A 16072-nucleotide genomic window follows, 5' to 3' on the forward strand; every position below is an offset into this window, starting at 1 on the left:
AGAAAGTGGGTGGGGTGGATCAGTAGACGCGATAGCCCAGCGGCTGCAGGTGCAGGTCCAGGGCGGCGGTGTCGTAGCCTTCGACCACGTGCTGGCCGATCACGGTGATCGGCACGCCTTCCAGGCCCAGCGCGGCGGCGGCCTGGCGGCCGGCCTCCTGCTCCACGTCCAGGACCGTGTAGCGGACCTGGGCGCGGGCGAAATCGGCCTGTTGCCGGCGGCAGTAGCCGCACCAGTCGGCGGCAAGCATGACGATGCCGGCCTCGCCGGTCAGATGGCGCGGGTCGCCTGCGGCCAGTGCCGCCGACGGCGCCGTGGCCGCGCTGCGCCACCATGCATGCACGCCGCCGCCGATGGCGAGCAGCAGCAGGCACAACACAAGGGGGCGCATCGTCATCGGCGGTCGGGTGCGGCAATCAATCGGGAAAATGGTAGCACGCAGGCTCCGCGCGCCCGGCCGCAGGACCGGTCGCGCGGACAGCGCCGGATCAGGCGTCGAGGGTGCGGTTCCACTCGGCGACGCGGTCGGCCTTGGCCGCCAGCACCGCGTCGGCGTCGCCTTCGATGGTGATCTTGTTGATCACGTCGCCCTGGGCGACGCTGTCGACCACGTCCAGGCCCTCGAGCACCTTGCCGAACACGGTGTGCTTGCCGTCCAGCCACGGGGTGGCGGTGTGGGTGATGAAGAACTGGCTGCCGTTGGTGCTGGGGCCGGCGTTGGCCATGGACAGCACGCCGCGGTCGTGGCGCACGCCGTTGTTGGTCTCGTCCTCGAAGCGGTAGCCCGGGCCGCCGCGGCCGGAGCCTTCCGGGCAACCGCCCTGGATCATGAAGTCGGCGATCACGCGGTGGAAGTTCAGCCCGTCGTAGAAGCCGCGCTTGGCCAGGTTCACGAAGTTGGCCACGGTCAGCGGGGCCTTGTCGGGATACAGCTCGATCTTGATCGGGCCGCGGGCGGTGTCGAAATGGGCGATCAGGGACATGGGATTCCTTGGAAACGGGGGCGTCATGAGGGGCGCATAGGATACACGTCGCCTTGTTCAGGCTTTGCCCGCGCCCGCCGCCGGCGCCTGAATGCCCCCGCCCGGCCCACCGCCGCCGGCCGCCGGCAGGCGTCACGGGATCCGGGTATACTAGGTGGCTTCCTTTCCTTCCTTCTGGCGCCGGCTGGCCCCCTTTCGCATGTCCATCGAAAATCTTCGCAATATCGCCATCGTCGCCCACGTCGACCACGGCAAGACCACCCTCGTCGACTGCCTGCTGAAGCAGTCCGGCACCCTGTCCGAGCGCACGGTGCTGGCCGAGCGCGTGATGGACAGCAACGACCAGGAAAAGGAACGCGGCATCACCATCCTGGCCAAGAACACCGCCATCACCTGGCAGGGCAACCGCATCAACATCGTCGACACACCCGGACACGCCGACTTCGGCGGCGAAGTGGAGCGCGTGCTGTCGATGGTGGACACCGTGCTGATCCTGGTCGACGCGATGGACGGCCCGATGCCGCAGACCCGCTTCGTGACCCAGAAGGCGTTCGCGATGGGCTTCAAGCCGATCGTGGTGGTCAACAAGATCGACCGCCCCGGCGCGCGCCCGGACTGGGTGATCGACCAGGTGTTCGACCTGTTCGACAAGCTCGGCGCGACCAACGAGCAGCTCGACTTCCCGATCGTCTACACCTCGGCGCTGAACGGCTACGCCTCGCTGGACGACAGCGTGCGCGACGGCGACATGACCCCGCTGTACGAAGCGATCATGCAGCACGCGCCGAAGCCGGACGTGGATCCGGACGGCCCGTTCCAGATGCGCATCAGCCAGCTGGACTACAACAACTTCGTCGGCGTGATCGGCATCGGCCGCATCCAGCGCGGCGTGCTGAAGAAGAACATGCCGGTGGCGGTGATCGACCGCGAAGGCAAAAAGCGCCAGGGCAAGGTGCTGCAGGTGCTGGGCTTCCTGGGCCTGGAGCGGATCGAGCAGGACAGCGCGCAGGCCGGCGACATCGTCGCCATCTCCGGCATCCAGGAACTGACCATCTCCGACACCGTGTGTGCGCTGGAAGCCCCCGAGGCGCTGCCGCCGCTGACCGTGGACGAGCCGACCATCTCGATGACCTTCCAGGTCAACAACTCGCCGTTCGCCGGCAACAAGGACCTGTCCGGCGGCAAGTTCCTGACCAGCCGCCAGCTCAAGGACCGGCTGGAGCGCGAGACCGTGCACAACGTGGCGCTGAAGGTGCAGCAGCTGGAAGACGCCGACAAGTTCCTGGTCTCCGGCCGCGGCGAACTGCACCTGTCGGTGCTGATCGAGAACATGCGCCGTGAGGGCTTCGAGCTGGCCGTGTCGCGCCCGGAAGTCATCATCAAGGAGATCGACGGCAAGCTGATGGAGCCGGTCGAGCAGCTGGTGGTGGACATCGAGGAGCAGCACCAAGGCGGCGTGATGGAGAAGCTGGGCACCCGCAAGGGCCAGCTGAAGAACATGGAGCCGGACGGCAAGGGCCGCGTGCGCCTGGACTACATGATCCCGGCGCGTGGCCTGATCGGCTTCCAGAACGAGTTCCGCACCCTGACCCAGGGCTCGGGCCTGCTGTTCCACGTGTTCGACCACTACGGCCCGAAGGAACAGGGCGCCATCGCCAAGCGCCAGAACGGCGTGATGATCGCCAACGCGCCGGGCGCCACCCCCGCCTACGCGCTGGGCCCGCTGGAAGAGCGTGGCCGCCTGTTTGCCGCCGAAGGCGACAACGTGTATGAAGGGCAGCTGGTCGGCATCCACTCCAAGGACAACGACCTGACCGTCAACGCGATCAAGACCAAGCCGCTGACCAACATGCGCGCCTCGGGCAAGGACGATGCGATCAAGCTGACCCCGGCGATCAAGTACACGCTGGAGCAGGCGCTGGACTTCATCGAGGACGACGAACTGGTCGAAGTCACCCCGAAGGAGATCCGCTTGCGCAAGAAGCACCTGACCGAAAACGAGCGCAAGCGCGCCGGTCGCGCGGGCTAAGGGATAGCGTACGCCCATGGCCGCCGACAAGGCGTACAACCCGGATCCGCACGCGCATCCGGGTCTGCACCTGATCGCACTGCTGGAGGCCGGCAAGGGCCTGCTCGCGGTGCTGGCGGCCACGGGGCTGGAACTGATGGGTCCGGCCCCGCTGCGCGCGGGGGTAGACAAGCTGATCGTGCGCTTCAGCCTGGACCCGGACCACGGCGCCCTGCCCTCGCTGCTGACCATGATCAGCCCCGGCGCGGTGCACCTGGCCGCCGCCGGCATGCTCGCCTACGGCGTGCTGCACATCATCGAGGCCTGGGGCCTGTGGCGCGCCAAGGCCTGGGCCTCGCTGCTGGGCTGCATCTCCGCGGCGATCTACCTGCCGTTCGACGTCTACGCCATCGTGCGCCATCCCGGCTGGGCGTCGTGGGCGGTGCTGGCGATCAATCTTGCCGTGGTCGGCATCCTCGCCCGCGACCTGGTGCGGCGGCGGCGACATTCTCCGGCAGCCTAGCCGCACCCCGCGCCGCGGCGGTGCCGGCTTTCTTCAAGCGATACGCGCCTGCCAGTCACCGGTGGGAGCATTGGTGTTCCTGGCATTTGGCGGGCACCGCTGGCGGTCGCGCAGAGAATCCGTCCCACGCAGCATGACCATGCGGCAGCACCGCTCAGCGATCAGCGGGACGCGCGTGCCTCGCCCGCTGTCGCATTCACTGCCGGCGCCCCATCCTCCGCACCCGGCGAGCGCATCGCCTCCGAGTCGCTGGCGCGCACCGGCGGGTGCGATAGCCGCACTGGCTCCGGCGCCACTTCAGCGCGCAGCAGCGGCAAGGCGTAGGAATGCTCGCGCACCAGGAAATCCAGCATGCGTTCGCGCACGATGCAACGCAGGTCGAAGGCATCGCCGGAGTTGCGCGCACTGACCAGCAGGCGTACCTGGATCGTGCGCTCGCTGGTGTCGGTCACCTGGGTCACGCAGACCCGCCCGTCCCACAGCGGCTCGCTCTTGCAGATCCGCTCCAGCTCGGCGCGCACCTGCGCGATCGGCGTGCGGTAGTCCAGCCACAGGAACGCGGTGCCGAGCAGGTCGGCGCTGTTGCGCGTCCAGTTCTGGAACGGGTTCTCGATGAACCAGGTCAGCGGCACCACCATGCGCCGCTCGTCCCAGATCCGCACCACCACGTAGGAGCTGCCGATCTCCTCGATGCGGCCCCACTCGCCTTCGACGATGACCACGTCGTCGAGCCGGATCGGCTGGGTCAGCGCGATCTGCAGGCCGGCGATCAGGTTGCCGAACACCGGCTTGGCGGCGATACCGGCGACCAGGCCGATGATGCCGGCCGAGGCCAGCAAGGTGGTGCCGATCTGCCGCACCGCCGGGAAGGTCAGCAGCACGATCGAGGTGCCCACCAGGATGATCGTGCCCATCGCCACCCGCGCCAGCACCCGGGTCTGCGTCTGCACGCGGCGTGCGGTGAGGTTGTCCGCCACCTCGATCGGATGGCTGCGCAGGATCGCCGTTTCCAGCGCCGCCACGCCGCGCACCAGCAGCCAGGTCACGCAGCCGATCATGCCGATGTGCAACAGATGCTGCAGGTCGGTCAGCGCCTTCTCGTCCAGCGGCGTGGATTCGAGCGCGAAGCTGAGCATCAGCATCGGCAGCAGGAAGGCGACCGGCACGCTGATCAAGCGCACGATGCGCGCACGCCGGTAGTCGCGGCCGCGCATGCGCTGGGCGATGCGCAGCAACAGCCACCAGGCCAGGAAACCGAGAATCAGCGCGGCGCCGATCGGCACCGTATAGGCACGCCAGGGCACCCAGTGAAGATCGAGGGTCACGTTGCGCTCCTTTGTCGGGGGAGGAGTCGCGACAGTCTGGCAGTGCGGGGATTAGCGCGATGTCGAGCACGCGCGCTGCGGCGCCTGGCGATGACAGCCGCATGGCATACAGGCGCGCACTGCAAGCGCTTCCGAAAAGTGGCGCATGCGGCCGGCGACGCAAAGCCGGCGCGAGGTATCGCACGCAGCGAGGCCGCAGCCCTCAGGCCACGGCACGACGAGGCGCCGCACATGCGGCAGCGGCACGCGCCGCGGACTACACCAACCGACTACGCCAGCGGCGTGGCGACGTTGCGTCCGTTCTGCTTGCGCACGATCGCCATCGCGATCTCCAGCGACTGCTCGTAGTTCAGGCGCGGGTCGACGCTGGAACGATAGGCCCGCTCCAGGTCGCGCTCGGTGAGTTCGCGTGCGCCGCCGGTGCACTCGGTGACGTCCTCGCCGGTCAGCTCCAGATGCACGCCGCCCAGGCGGGTACCGGCCGCGGCGTGGATGTCGAACGACTGCTCCACCTCGCCCAGAACGTTCTGGTAGCGCCGGGTCTTGTAGCCGTTGCTGGTGCTTTCGGTGTTGCCGTGCATCGCATCGCACACCCACAGCACGCGGCGGCCGTCGCGCTTCACCGCGTCCAGCAGCGGCGGCAGCTTCTCGGCGATCTGCGCCGCGCCCATGCGGTGGATGAAGGTCAGCCGGCCGGGCTCGTCTTCCGGATTGAGCACGTCGATCAGGCGCAGCAACTGGTCCGGCTGCGCCGACGGCCCGACCTTGATCGCGATCGGATTGCGGATACCGCGGAAGTACTCCACATGCGCGCCGTCCAGCGCCGCGGTGCGCATGCCGATCCACGGATAGTGCGTACTGAGGTTGAACCAGCCCCACTGCCGCGGCACCTCGCGGGTCAGCGCTTCCTCGTAGGGCAGCAGCAAGGCCTCGTGCGAGGTGTAGAAATCGACGCGGTTGAGGTTGTACAGCTGCGCGCCGGACAGGGTCTCCATGAAGCGCACCGCATCGCCGATCGAGGCCACCATCTTCTGGTAGTCCTCGGCCAGCGGCGAGCAGCCGACCCAGCTCAGGTTCCAGTACTCGGGATGGTGCAGGTCGGCGAAGCCGCCGTCGATCAGCGCGCGCACGAAGTTCATGGTCATCGCCGAACGCGAGTGCGCGGTGATCATGCGCCGCGGGTCCGGCACCCGCGCCTGCGCGGTGAACTCCGGGCCGTTGACCACGTCGCCGCGGTAGCTGGGCAGGGTCACACCGTCGCGGGTCTCGGTATCGGCCGAGCGCGGCTTGGCGTACTGCCCGGCATAACGGCCGACCCGCACCACCGGCAGGCGCAGGCCGTGCACCAGCACCAGGCTCATCTGCAGCAGCACCTTGAGCCGGTTGGAGATGGTGCCGGATTCGCAATCGCTGAAGTTCTCCGCGCAATCGCCGCCCTGCAGCAAGAAGCGCTTGCCTTCCTGCGCCTCGGCCAACTGCTTCTTCAGCGCGAAGATCTCCCAGGAGGTCACCAGCGGCGGCAACTGCCGCAGTTCCGTCAGCGCGGTCTCCAGCGCCTGCAGGTCCGGATACACCGGCATCTGCAGCGCCGGCCTGTCACGCCAACTGGCAGGTGACCAGGACGACGAGGCGGATGCGGACACGGCGGCGGCGGACAGATTCATGAAAGGACTCCTTGGCAGTGTGCGATGTTCGCAGAGCCGGGGCGCGCCGCATAGCGCCGCACGCCGGTCACGCTGGCAGCGCCAGGACATGAACGGCAAGCAACATCGCGATGCCACCATGACTTCCGGCCTACGCCGGCGTTTTTGCGAAAGCACACTGTTATTAAGTAACAATTCCTTTCCATTCGGTCCACCTCGCCATGACACCTCGCCCCCTCTCCTCCGCCATCGCCCTGATCCTTCTGGTCGCCCCCGGCCTCGCCCTCGCTGCGGATGCGGCCGCCGACAGCAGCGCTGCCGCCGAGCCGACCGTCGATCTCGATCCGGTCACCGTCACCGCCAAGCTGGAAGCCGCGCGCAACGCGCTGTCGCCGGACATCGGCAGCAGCCAGTACGCGATCAGCGCCGAGGACATCGCGCGCCTGCCGCTGGGCGCCTCCACCCCGCTCAACCAGGTGCTGCTGCAGGCACCGGGCGTGGTCCAGGATTCCTATGGCGGCATCCATGTGCGCGGCGACCACGCCAACCTGCAGTACCGCATCAACGGCGTGATGATCCCCGAATCCATCTCCGGCTTCGGCCAGACCCTGGACCCGCGCACGATCAAGAACATCCGCCTGCTCGACGGCGCGCTGCCGGCGCAGTTCGGCGACCGCACCGCGGCGGTGGTCGACATCACCACCAAGAACGGCGTGGAACTGGGCAACGGCGGCAGCGTCGGCATCACCGGCGGCTCCTACGGCACGCTCAACCCCAACGCCTCGTGGTGGGGCAGCGACGGCCGCTTCAGCTGGTTCGCCAGCGGCAACTACCTGCAGAACCGCATCGGCATGGAAAACCCCACCGACAGCGACAACCCGATCCACGACAAGACCCACCAGGGCAAGGGCTTCGCCGACCTCAGCTACCTGCTGAACGAGAACACCCGGCTCAGCCTGCTGGTCGGCTACGCCAACAATCGCTTCCAGATCCCCAACAACCCGGGACAGACGCCGGCGTTCACCTACCAGGGCATCAGCACCTTCGATTCCTCTCAGCTCGACGAGAACCAGCGCGAGAACACCCGCTTCGGCACCCTGGTGCTGCAGGGCGCGCTCGGCGACACCAGCTACCAGCTGTCGGCCGGCCAGCGCTACAGCAGCGTCGCGTTCTCCCCGGACATCGCCGGCGACCTGATCTTCAACGGCATCGCCTCGCAGGTGCAGCGCGCCAACCGCGCCAGCACCCTGCAGGCCGACTTCTCCACGCCGTGGGGCAGCACCCACACCTTGCGCTATGGCGTGTACGGCAACTTCGAGCACGCCAACGCCAGCAACAACGCCTACGTGTTCCCGGCCAACGACGACGGCAGCCAGAGCAGCGACGTGCCGCTGTTCATCCCCGACGCCAGCCGCTTCCACGCCAGCACCTACGCGGTGTACCTGCAGGACGAGTGGCAGCCGAGCGACGCCTGGACCATCAACTACGGCGTGCGCGGCGACCGCTACAAGGCGTTCGGCACCACCGAGGGCCAGCTCAGCCCGCGCCTGGGCGTGGTCTGGCACGCCAGCGACAGCACCACCCTGCACGCCGGCTATGCGCGCTACTTCACCCCGCCGGCCACCGAGCTGATCTCCACCAGCGACATCGCCCTGTACGACGGCACCACCAACCAGCAGTCGGCGGCGGGCGGCCCGACCAAGCCGCTGAGCGAGCGCAGCGACTACTACGACCTGGGCATCTCGCAGATGGTCGGCGACCACCTGACCCTGGGCCTGGACACCTACTACCGCAAGGCCGATCGCCTGCAGGACGAAGGCCAGTTCGGCGCCGCCTACGTCTACTCCACCTTCAACTACCGCTACGGCCGCATCCGCGGCGCCGAGTTCAGCGCCGACTACAGCAACGGCCCGATCAACGCCTACTTCAACGCGGCCTACAGCAAGGCCATGGGCAAGCGGGTGATGACCAGCCTGTACAACTTCGACCCGGACGCGCTGGCCTACGCCTACGACCACTGGATCCACCTGGACCACGATCAGAAGCTGACCTCCTCCGGCGGCATCAACTACGCCTTGGCCGACGACAGCCGCATCGGCGCCGACTACCTGTTCGGCAGCGGCCTGCGCACCGACGCCGACGGCGTGCCCAATGGTGGCGAGCTGCCGGCGTACTTCCAGCTCAACCTCAGCGCCGGCCACGACTTCGCCCTGGCCAGCAGTCACCCGCTGCACGCACAGCTGGCCGTGCTCAACGTGCTCGACCGCCACTACCAGTTGCGCGACGGCGGCGGCATCGGCGTGTTCGCGCCGCAGTGGGCGCCGCGCCGCGGCGTCTACCTGAGCCTGCAGCAGGATTTCTGAGCAAGCACGCCCGACCCGCCTGCGGCGTGCCATCCGGCGCGCCGCAGGCCCGCTCAGCAGGACGTGACGAGCCCGGCATTGCCGCGGCCCGTCCGGCATCACAGCGAAGCCGCGCGCCGCGTCGTGGCCATGGCGTCGCCCCGCTCGAGGGAGGCGTGCCGCAGCCGCATCCCCGCGCTCCTGACCGCCACGACGCGTTGCCACGCATTCGTCCAGGCAGCCCCCCCCATGCGTCGACATCTGTTCGCCGCCGCCCTCGCGGCCGCGATCCTCATCCTCGCCGCACCGCCACCGGCACACGCCGAACGCGTCACCGACTTCCGAATGCCGGTGGTCGTGCAGGGTGTCGACTACGATCTCGCCGCCCGCGTGTATCGACCGACAGGCCCCGGCCCGTTCCCGCTGATCGTCATCCATCACGGCACACCGGCGGACAAGCGCAAGCTCGCCGACACCCGGCTTGGTTTCGCCCGCGCCGCGCGCTGGTTCGCCGCCCGCGGCTACATGGTGGTGCTGGCCTTGCGGCCTGGCTACGGCAGTTCCAGCGGCACCTACCTGGAAGGCGCCGGCAACTGCCACGACGTCGATTTCGTCGTCGCCGGGCGCAAGATCGCCGCGGCCGAGGCGGCGATCGTCGACGCCGCCGCACGCCTGCCCGGCGCGGACCCGCAGCGCATCGTCGTGGTCGGCCAGTCCGCCGGCGGCCTCGGCGCGGTGGCGCTGGCCGATGCGCCGCCGCCGGGCGTACGTGGCGTCATCAGCTTCGCTGGCGGACGCGGCAGCAATGGCAAGGAGGTCATCTGCGCGGGCGAGGACCGCCTGGTCGAGGCGGAGAAGACGCTGGGCGCAGCGAACACGCTGCCGCAGCTGTGGCTGTACGCCGAGAACGATCACTTCTTCCGGCGCGACCTGGCGCACCGCATGTACGCCGCCTACCGCGCCGGCTCGACGCCGCCGGTGACCTTCGTCGACCTGCCGCCGTTCGGCGACGATGGCCACAAGACCTTCGCCCAGGCCGACCCGTCGGTCTGGGCCGGGCCGGTGGCCGCTTTCCTCGCCCAGGTGCTCCCGCAGGCTACAAGCACGACGGCGCTGCCACAGGCCAGCGCGGCGCACTGAGGCACAGGGGGAATTACGGATCGCCAGCGGCGAGCGGCCAACCGGACGCTGCACGGATCGAATGGGCAACATCAGTGCGCGATGACGACATGCGCCACGCGCCCCTTTGCGCAGCCACCTCAGCCCACCTCAGCGCCCGGCGGGGTGCCGACGGTCGCCATCAGACCAGGCGATCGAGCGCGGCAGCAAGACGGTCAGATCAGCGTGCGCCGACGGCTCTTGAAGCCGCATACAGTGCGAACACCGCCAGCAGCACGAAGCAGATCAGGCACCACATCGGCATCGACAGGCCGAGGAAGCGCCAGTCGATGTTGCCGCAGTCGCCGGTGCCGGTCAGCACCCGGCGCAGCACTTCGAACGGCCCCATGGTCTCGCGCAGGAAGCTCAGCGGCGGGCCGCAGGACGCCATCGGGTCCGGAAACAACTGCACCGAGACGTGCTTGGTGGAGATGCCGGCGCCCACGAGCGCGGCAAGGAATGCCAGGACGCCATAGATCTTGCGCCCGCCGACGCTGCGCGGTCCGTGCAGGGCGCCGAGCAGGAACAGCACGCCCAGCGCCGCGAACGCGATGCGCTGGAAGATGCACAGCGGGCACGGCTCGATGCCGAGCTGCAGCTGCACGAAGATCGCATAGCCCAGCAGGCCGGCACAGATCAGAAAGCCGAGCAGGAACTGCGCGCGGAAACCCCAACGTAACGGATTCATCGGACTCGAACTCGCATCGACGATTCGCGCATTATCCGCGATCGTGCGCTCCATCACCATGTGTCATGGCGCTGTCGGCCGCCCCCAGCCCGCGCCGCGACCGCGCTCCACCCATCCCCAATCCCGCCTCCCCAATCCCCGCCCCAAAAACAAAAAGCCCGGACATGCCGGGCTTCTTGCTGCTGCAGGGGCGAACCGATTACTCGGCCACTTCCTCGGCCACGGCCGGGCGATCGACCAGCTCGACGTACGCCATCGGCGCGTTGTCGCCGGCACGGAAGCCGCACTTGAGGATGCGCAGGTAGCCACCCGGGCGCGCCTGGTAGCGCGGGCCCAGCGTGGTGAACAGGGTGCCGACCGCTTCCTTGTCGCGCAGGCGGGCGAACGCCAGGCGGCGGTTGGCGACGTTGTCGACCTTGGCCAGGGTGATCAGCGGCTCGGCGACGCGGCGCAGTTCCTTGGCCTTCGGCAGGGTGGTCTTGATCAGCTCGTGCTTGATCAGCGACGCCGCCATGTTCTTGAACATCGCTTCGCGGTGGGCGCTGGTGCGGCTGAACTTGCGGCCGGATTTCTGGTGACGCATGGGTTGGGATTCCTATGGAAGAGTGTGACTGTTGGAGATCGCTGTCGCCGTCGTGGCGTTGAAAGTGGACTGCGGATGGTCCGTGCCGGCCGTCCCTGACCGGGCGACGCCGCGGGCTTGGCGACCCGTCGACGTGGTGATGCGGATGAAGCGAACGACACGCGGCCGATGCCTTGCGGCACCGGCCGGATGCGCAATACTCAGCCGAGCATGCCGTGCTGGGCGACGCCGGCCGGCGGCCAGTTCTCCAGCTTCATGCCGAGCGACAGGCCACGCTGGGCCAGCACTTCCTTGATCTCGGTGAGCGACTTCTTGCCCAGGTTCGGGGTCTTGAGCAGCTCGACTTCGGTCTTCTGGATCAGATCGCCGATGTAGTAGATGCTCTCGGCCTTCAGGCAGTTGGCCGAACGCACGGTCAGTTCCAGATCGTCGATCGGACGCAGCAGCACCGGATCCACGCCGTTGCTGGCCGGCTTGGCCGCGCCACGGTCGCGATGGGTGAAGTCGCCGAACACCGACAGCTGGTCGCTGAGGATGTCGGCGGCGGTGCGCACGGCTTCCTCGGCATCAATCGTGCCGTTGGTTTCGATGTCCAGCACCAGCTTGTCCAGGTCGGTGCGCTGCTCGACGCGGGCCGATTCGACCGCGTAAGCGACGCGGCGCACCGGCGAGAACGAGGCGTCCAGAACCAGGCGACCGATGGTGCGGGTCTCTTCGTCCGGACGGCGGCGCGCGGCGGCCGGCTGATAGCCGAAGCCACGCTCGATCTTCAGACGCATGTTGATCGCCGTGTCCTTGGTCAGGTGGCAGATCACGTGGTCGTTGTTGAGGATCTCGACGTTGTGGTCGGTCTTGATGTCGGCGGCAGTGACCGTCCCCGGACCCTGCTTGGACAGCGACAGCGTGGCGCTGTCACCGGTATGCATGCGGATGGCCACGTCCTTGAGGTTCAGCAGGACTTCCAGCACGTCCTCCTGCAGCCCTTCGACCGTGGTGTACTCGTGCAGCACGCCGTCGATCTCGACTTCGGTGATCGCGAAGCCGGGAATCGAGGACAGCAGCACGCGACGCAGGGCGTTGCCCAGCGTATGCCCATACCCGCGCTCCAAGGGCTCGATCACGACCTTGGCGCGGTTGTCGGTAAGGCGTTCGATCTGCGGCCCACGCGGGCGCAGAACCTGGTTGGCGGTAACCGTCATGTTGCGGGTTCTCCTGACGAGCCTCCGTGGACCGGAGGCTCTCCGATGTGATTACTTCGAATACAACTCGACGATCAGCGCTTCGTTGATGTCGGCAGGCAGGTCCGCACGGTCCGGCACGGCCTTGAAGATGCCGCTGAACTTCTTCGAATCGACCTCGACCCACGACGGGTTCAGGTCGTGCGTTTCGGCAACGGTCAGCGCTTCCTGCACGCGAAGCTGCTTCTGCGCCTTTTCCGACAGGGCGATCGCGTCGCCGGCCTTGACCTGGTACGAGGCCAGGTTCACCGACTTGCCGTTGACCAGCACGCCACGGTGCGACACCAGCTGGCGCGCGGCCGGACGGGTGACGGCGAAGCCCATGCGGTAGACGACGTTGTCCAGGCGGGTTTCCAGCAGCTGCAGCAGGTTCTCGCCGGTGTTGCCCTTCTTGGTCGAGGCCTTCTTGTAGTAGTTGCGGAACTGACGCTCCAGCAGACCGTAGATACGCTTGACCTTCTGCTTCTCGCGCAGCTGGGTGGCGTAGTCGGACAGCTTGCCCTTGCGGGCGGTCGCGCCGTGCTGGCCGGGCTTCTGCTCCAGCTTGCACTTGGAGTCCAGCGCACGCGCCGGGCTCTTGAGGGAAAGATCGGCGCCTTCGCGGCGCGCGAGCTTACAGGTAGGACCGATATAACGAGCCATTTCTTATCGCTCCTTTAGACGCGACGCTTCTTCGGCGGACGGCACCCGTTGTGCGGGATCGGCGTCACGTCGATGATGTTGGTGATCTTGTATCCGACGTTGTTCAACGAACGGACGGCGGACTCGCGACCCGGACCCGGGCCCTTGATGCGCACTTCCAGCGACTTCACGCCGTAGTCGAGCGCAGCGCGCCCGGCCTTCTCGGCGGCCACCTGCGCCGCGAACGGCGTGGACTTGCGCGAACCGCGGAAACCGGCGCCACCGGAGGTCGCCCAGGACAACGCATTGCCCTGACGGTCGGTGATGGTCACGATGGTGTTGTTGAACGAAGCGTGGACGTGGGCGACGCCGTCGGTGACGACGCGCTTGATCTTCTTCTTGGTCTTTGCTGCTGCGGGCTTAGCCATGTCGGTCCCTTACTTCTTGATCGCCTTGCGCGGACCCTTGCGGGTGCGGGCGTTGGTACGGGTGCGCTGACCGCGCAGGGGCAGGCCACGACGGTGACGCAGGCCGCGGTAGCAGCCCAGGTCCATCAGTCGCTTGATGGCGATGCCGATTTCGCGACGCAGGTCGCCTTCGACGATGTACTTGCCGACTTCGAGACGCAGGCGCTCGATTTCCGGCTCGGACAGGTCGCGGATCTTGGTGGTCGAGGTCACGCCTGCGGCTTCGCAGACCTTCTTCGAACGGGTACGGCCGATGCCGTAGATGCTTTGCAACCCGACCCAGACGTGCTTCTGGGCTGGCAGGTTGACGCCTGCAATACGCGCCATGACGCGGTTCTCCAACTGAGTGATGGCCCGACGGCGCACCACGGCGCCATCCGGCAGGATGGATCAAAAAGTGAACTTGTAAGTCTAGCAAGGTCTCGGGTTACATGGAAGCCCGCGGAACCGCAAGGTTCCGCAAGCCCGGCATGGGGAGTGTGCCCATGCTCCGGCGCCGGACGTCGTTGGCGAGGCGATGTGTCCACCTTGCCGCCCGCGCTACTCCAGCGCAGGACCACCACGTCTCACCCGCGCACGAGACCGCTGCACGGGCCGCCCTTCAAGTCGGAAGACTGCGCCCGGGAGCCGGGGGCGTCTTCGCGGAAGGATTCAAACAGTATAGCAATCAACCGCGGGCAAAACCGCCGCCGCGCGAGCCACCCTTGAGGTTGGCCTTCTTCAACAGGCTCTCGTACTGGTGCGACATCAGGTGCGCCTGGATCTGCGCGATGAAGTCCATCACCACCACGACCGCGATCAGCAGCGAGGTGCCACCGAAGTGGAACGAGGTGCCGAGCTGGGCACGCATCACTTCCGGCAGCAGGCACACGATCACCAGGTATACGGAGCCGGCCGCGGTCAGGCGGGTCAGCACGCCGTCGACATAGTCGGCGGTGGCCTTGCCCGGACGGATGCCCGGAATCAGCGCGCCGGACTTCTTCAGGTTGTCCGCGGTTTCCTGCGAGTTGAACACCAGCGCGGTATAGAAGAACGCGAAGCCGATGATCAGCGCGGCGAACACGATCATGTGCACCGGCTCGCCCGGGCCCAGCGCGTTGGCGATGCGCTGCAGCCACATACCGAAAGTGCTGTTGGAAGCGGCCTGGCCCGACCACATCGACAGCGTCGCCGGGAAGGCGAGGATGCTCGAGGCGAAGATCGGCGGAATCACGCCGGCCATGTTGAGCTTCAACGGCAGGAACGAGGTCTGGTTCATGTACGCGTTGCGACCGCCCTGGCGGCGCGCGTAGTTCACCGTGATCCGTCGCTGCCCGCGCTCGACGAACACCACGAACAGGGTGAAGGCGAGAATGGTCAGGATGATCAGCAACAGCGAGATGAAGCTCATGTTGCCGTCGCGGTAGGCTTCCACGGTCTGGATCGCCGCCGCCGGCAGGCCGGCGACGATGCCGGCGAAGATGATCAGCGAGACGCCGTTGCCGATGCCGCGCTCGGTCACCTGCTCGCCGACCCACATCAGGAAGATGGTGCCGGCGGTCAACGCGATCACCGCGGTGAGCACGAAGCCCATGCCGGGCGCGTACACCACCGGCGCGCCGCCCGGTGCGGTCTGGTTCTGCAGCGCCAGAGCGATACTGCCGCCCTGCACCACCGCCAGCAGCACCGCGCCGATGCGCGAATACTGTGTGATCTTGCGCCGGCCCGACTCGCCTTCCTTCTGCATCGCCTTCAGCGACGGAAAGATGTGCGTGGCCAGCTGGATCACGATCGATGCCGAGATGTACGGCATCACGTTCAACGCGAAGATGCTGAAACGGTGCAGGGCGCCGCCCGAGAACATGTTGAACATGTCCACGATGCCGCCGCCCTGCGCCTGCATCAGCGCAAGCATGGCTTCGGGATTGACGCCCGGCACCGGCACGTAGCAGCCGATGCGATAGACGATCAATGCGCCGAGAACGAACAACAGGCGCTGGCGAAGTTCCGTGAACTTGCCGAGCCCGCCGCCGAGGTTACCCATGCCAGCCTGCGCCATCTGCGTGTTACTCCTGCACGCTGCCGCCGGCAGCTTCGATTGCCGCCTTGGCACCGGCGGTCGCCGCAACGCCCTTCAGCACGAACTTCTTGGTCAGTTCGCCCTTCAGGACCACCTTGGCCTTCTTCGCGGTGCTCGGGACCAGCTTCGCGGCGCGCAGCGCAGCGAAATCGATCTCGCCGGCCGGCAGGTTGTCGAGCTGGTAGGACAGCACTTCGGCAGTGTCCTTGGCCATCTTCGAACGGAAGCCGATCTTCGGCAGACGGCGCTGCATGGGGGTCTGGCCGCCTTCGAAGCCAGCCTTGATCTTGCCGCCGCCCTTGCGCGCGAACGAACCCTTGTGGCCGCGGCCGGCGGTCTTGCCGAGGCCGGAACCGATGCCGCGACCGACGCGGGTGCGCTCGGTACGCGCGCCCGGCGCGGGCTTCAGATCATTCAGATGCAAAGTCATGGTC

At 67.4% G+C, this 16072-nt stretch carries 16 protein-coding genes; 4 read left to right on the top strand and 12 right to left on the bottom strand.

All coding sequences use genetic code 11. The features are described from left to right. Window positions 1–19: 19 nt before the first annotated feature. Both AC1PMG_RS16860 and AC1PMG_RS16865 read right to left on the bottom strand, forming a co-directional pair. Entirely contained in the window at window positions 20–397 is a 378-nt protein-coding gene (locus AC1PMG_RS16860; protein ID WP_267081931.1) for a glutaredoxin family protein, read from the bottom strand. Window positions 398–488: 91 nt separating this feature from the next. Beyond that, a complete protein-coding gene (locus tag AC1PMG_RS16865) occupies window positions 489–983 on the bottom strand; it encodes a peptidylprolyl isomerase (protein WP_048490063.1) in 495 nt (164 codons plus the stop codon). 199 nt (window positions 984–1182) lie between these two features. Here AC1PMG_RS16865 and typA point away from each other — a divergent pair, with 199 nt between their 5' ends. Together typA and AC1PMG_RS16875 are read left to right on the top strand one after the other, a co-directional pair. Beyond that, a complete protein-coding gene (gene typA, locus AC1PMG_RS16870; RefSeq protein WP_160959243.1) occupies window positions 1183–3012 on the top strand; it encodes a translational GTPase TypA in 1830 nt (609 codons plus the stop codon). A 16-nt stretch (window positions 3013–3028) separates the two neighbouring features. Continuing rightward, a complete protein-coding gene (locus tag AC1PMG_RS16875; protein WP_481109635.1) occupies window positions 3029–3514 on the top strand; it encodes a DUF2127 domain-containing protein in 486 nt (161 codons plus the stop codon). A gap of 161 nt (window positions 3515–3675) precedes the next feature. Here AC1PMG_RS16875 and AC1PMG_RS16880 read toward each other — a convergent pair whose 3' ends face one another. Continuing rightward, the gene (locus AC1PMG_RS16880; protein ID WP_481109636.1) at window positions 3676–4839 is read right to left on the bottom strand and encodes a mechanosensitive ion channel family protein; all 1164 of its coding nucleotides are present in this window, start codon (window positions 4837–4839) and stop codon (window positions 3676–3678) included. A gap of 269 nt (window positions 4840–5108) precedes the next feature. Then, window positions 5109–6503 carry a class II 3-deoxy-7-phosphoheptulonate synthase gene (locus tag AC1PMG_RS16885; protein WP_481109637.1) on the bottom strand — a complete coding sequence of 465 codons (1395 nt, stop codon included), beginning with the start codon at window positions 6501–6503 and terminating at the stop codon, window positions 5109–5111. A gap of 200 nt (window positions 6504–6703) precedes the next feature. Here AC1PMG_RS16885 and AC1PMG_RS16890 point away from each other — a divergent pair, with 200 nt between their 5' ends. After that, on the top strand, window positions 6704–8845 hold the full coding sequence (locus tag AC1PMG_RS16890) for a TonB-dependent receptor (RefSeq protein WP_481109638.1): 2142 nt from the start codon (window positions 6704–6706) through the stop codon (window positions 8843–8845). 228 nt (window positions 8846–9073) lie between these two features. Beyond that, complete coding sequence (locus tag AC1PMG_RS16895; RefSeq protein WP_481109639.1) at window positions 9074–9964, top strand: alpha/beta hydrolase family protein; 891 nt, start codon at window positions 9074–9076, stop codon at window positions 9962–9964. Between the two features lie 199 nt (window positions 9965–10163). Here the strand turns inward: AC1PMG_RS16895 and AC1PMG_RS16900 are convergent, their stop codons facing one another. The 8 genes from AC1PMG_RS16900 to rplO form a co-directional block, all read right to left on the bottom strand. Continuing rightward, window positions 10164–10670 carry a disulfide bond formation protein B gene (locus tag AC1PMG_RS16900; RefSeq protein ID WP_481109640.1) on the bottom strand — a complete coding sequence of 169 codons (507 nt, stop codon included), beginning with the start codon at window positions 10668–10670 and terminating at the stop codon, window positions 10164–10166. A gap of 199 nt (window positions 10671–10869) precedes the next feature. After that, entirely contained in the window at window positions 10870–11253 is a 384-nt protein-coding gene (gene rplQ, locus AC1PMG_RS16905) for a 50S ribosomal protein L17 (RefSeq protein ID WP_010340456.1), read from the bottom strand. Between the two features lie 200 nt (window positions 11254–11453). Then, window positions 11454–12452 carry a DNA-directed RNA polymerase subunit alpha gene (locus tag AC1PMG_RS16910; RefSeq protein ID WP_010340455.1) on the bottom strand — a complete coding sequence of 333 codons (999 nt, stop codon included), beginning with the start codon at window positions 12450–12452 and terminating at the stop codon, window positions 11454–11456. 51 nt (window positions 12453–12503) lie between these two features. Continuing rightward, a complete protein-coding gene (gene rpsD, locus AC1PMG_RS16915) occupies window positions 12504–13133 on the bottom strand; it encodes a 30S ribosomal protein S4 (protein WP_010340454.1) in 630 nt (209 codons plus the stop codon). A 14-nt stretch (window positions 13134–13147) separates the two neighbouring features. Then, a complete protein-coding gene (gene rpsK, locus AC1PMG_RS16920; protein WP_003470632.1) occupies window positions 13148–13540 on the bottom strand; it encodes a 30S ribosomal protein S11 in 393 nt (130 codons plus the stop codon). A gap of 9 nt (window positions 13541–13549) precedes the next feature. Then, a complete protein-coding gene (gene rpsM / locus AC1PMG_RS16925; RefSeq protein WP_010340453.1) occupies window positions 13550–13906 on the bottom strand; it encodes a 30S ribosomal protein S13 in 357 nt (118 codons plus the stop codon). Window positions 13907–14246: 340 nt separating this feature from the next. Next, entirely contained in the window at window positions 14247–15617 is a 1371-nt protein-coding gene (secY, locus tag AC1PMG_RS16930) for a preprotein translocase subunit SecY (RefSeq protein WP_295935124.1), read from the bottom strand. Window positions 15618–15624: 7 nt separating this feature from the next. Continuing rightward, entirely contained in the window at window positions 15625–16068 is a 444-nt protein-coding gene (rplO, locus tag AC1PMG_RS16935; protein ID WP_010340451.1) for a 50S ribosomal protein L15, read from the bottom strand. Window positions 16069–16072 lie beyond the last annotated feature (4 nt).

The organism is Xanthomonas sp. NCPPB 2250 (assembly GCF_056725265.1).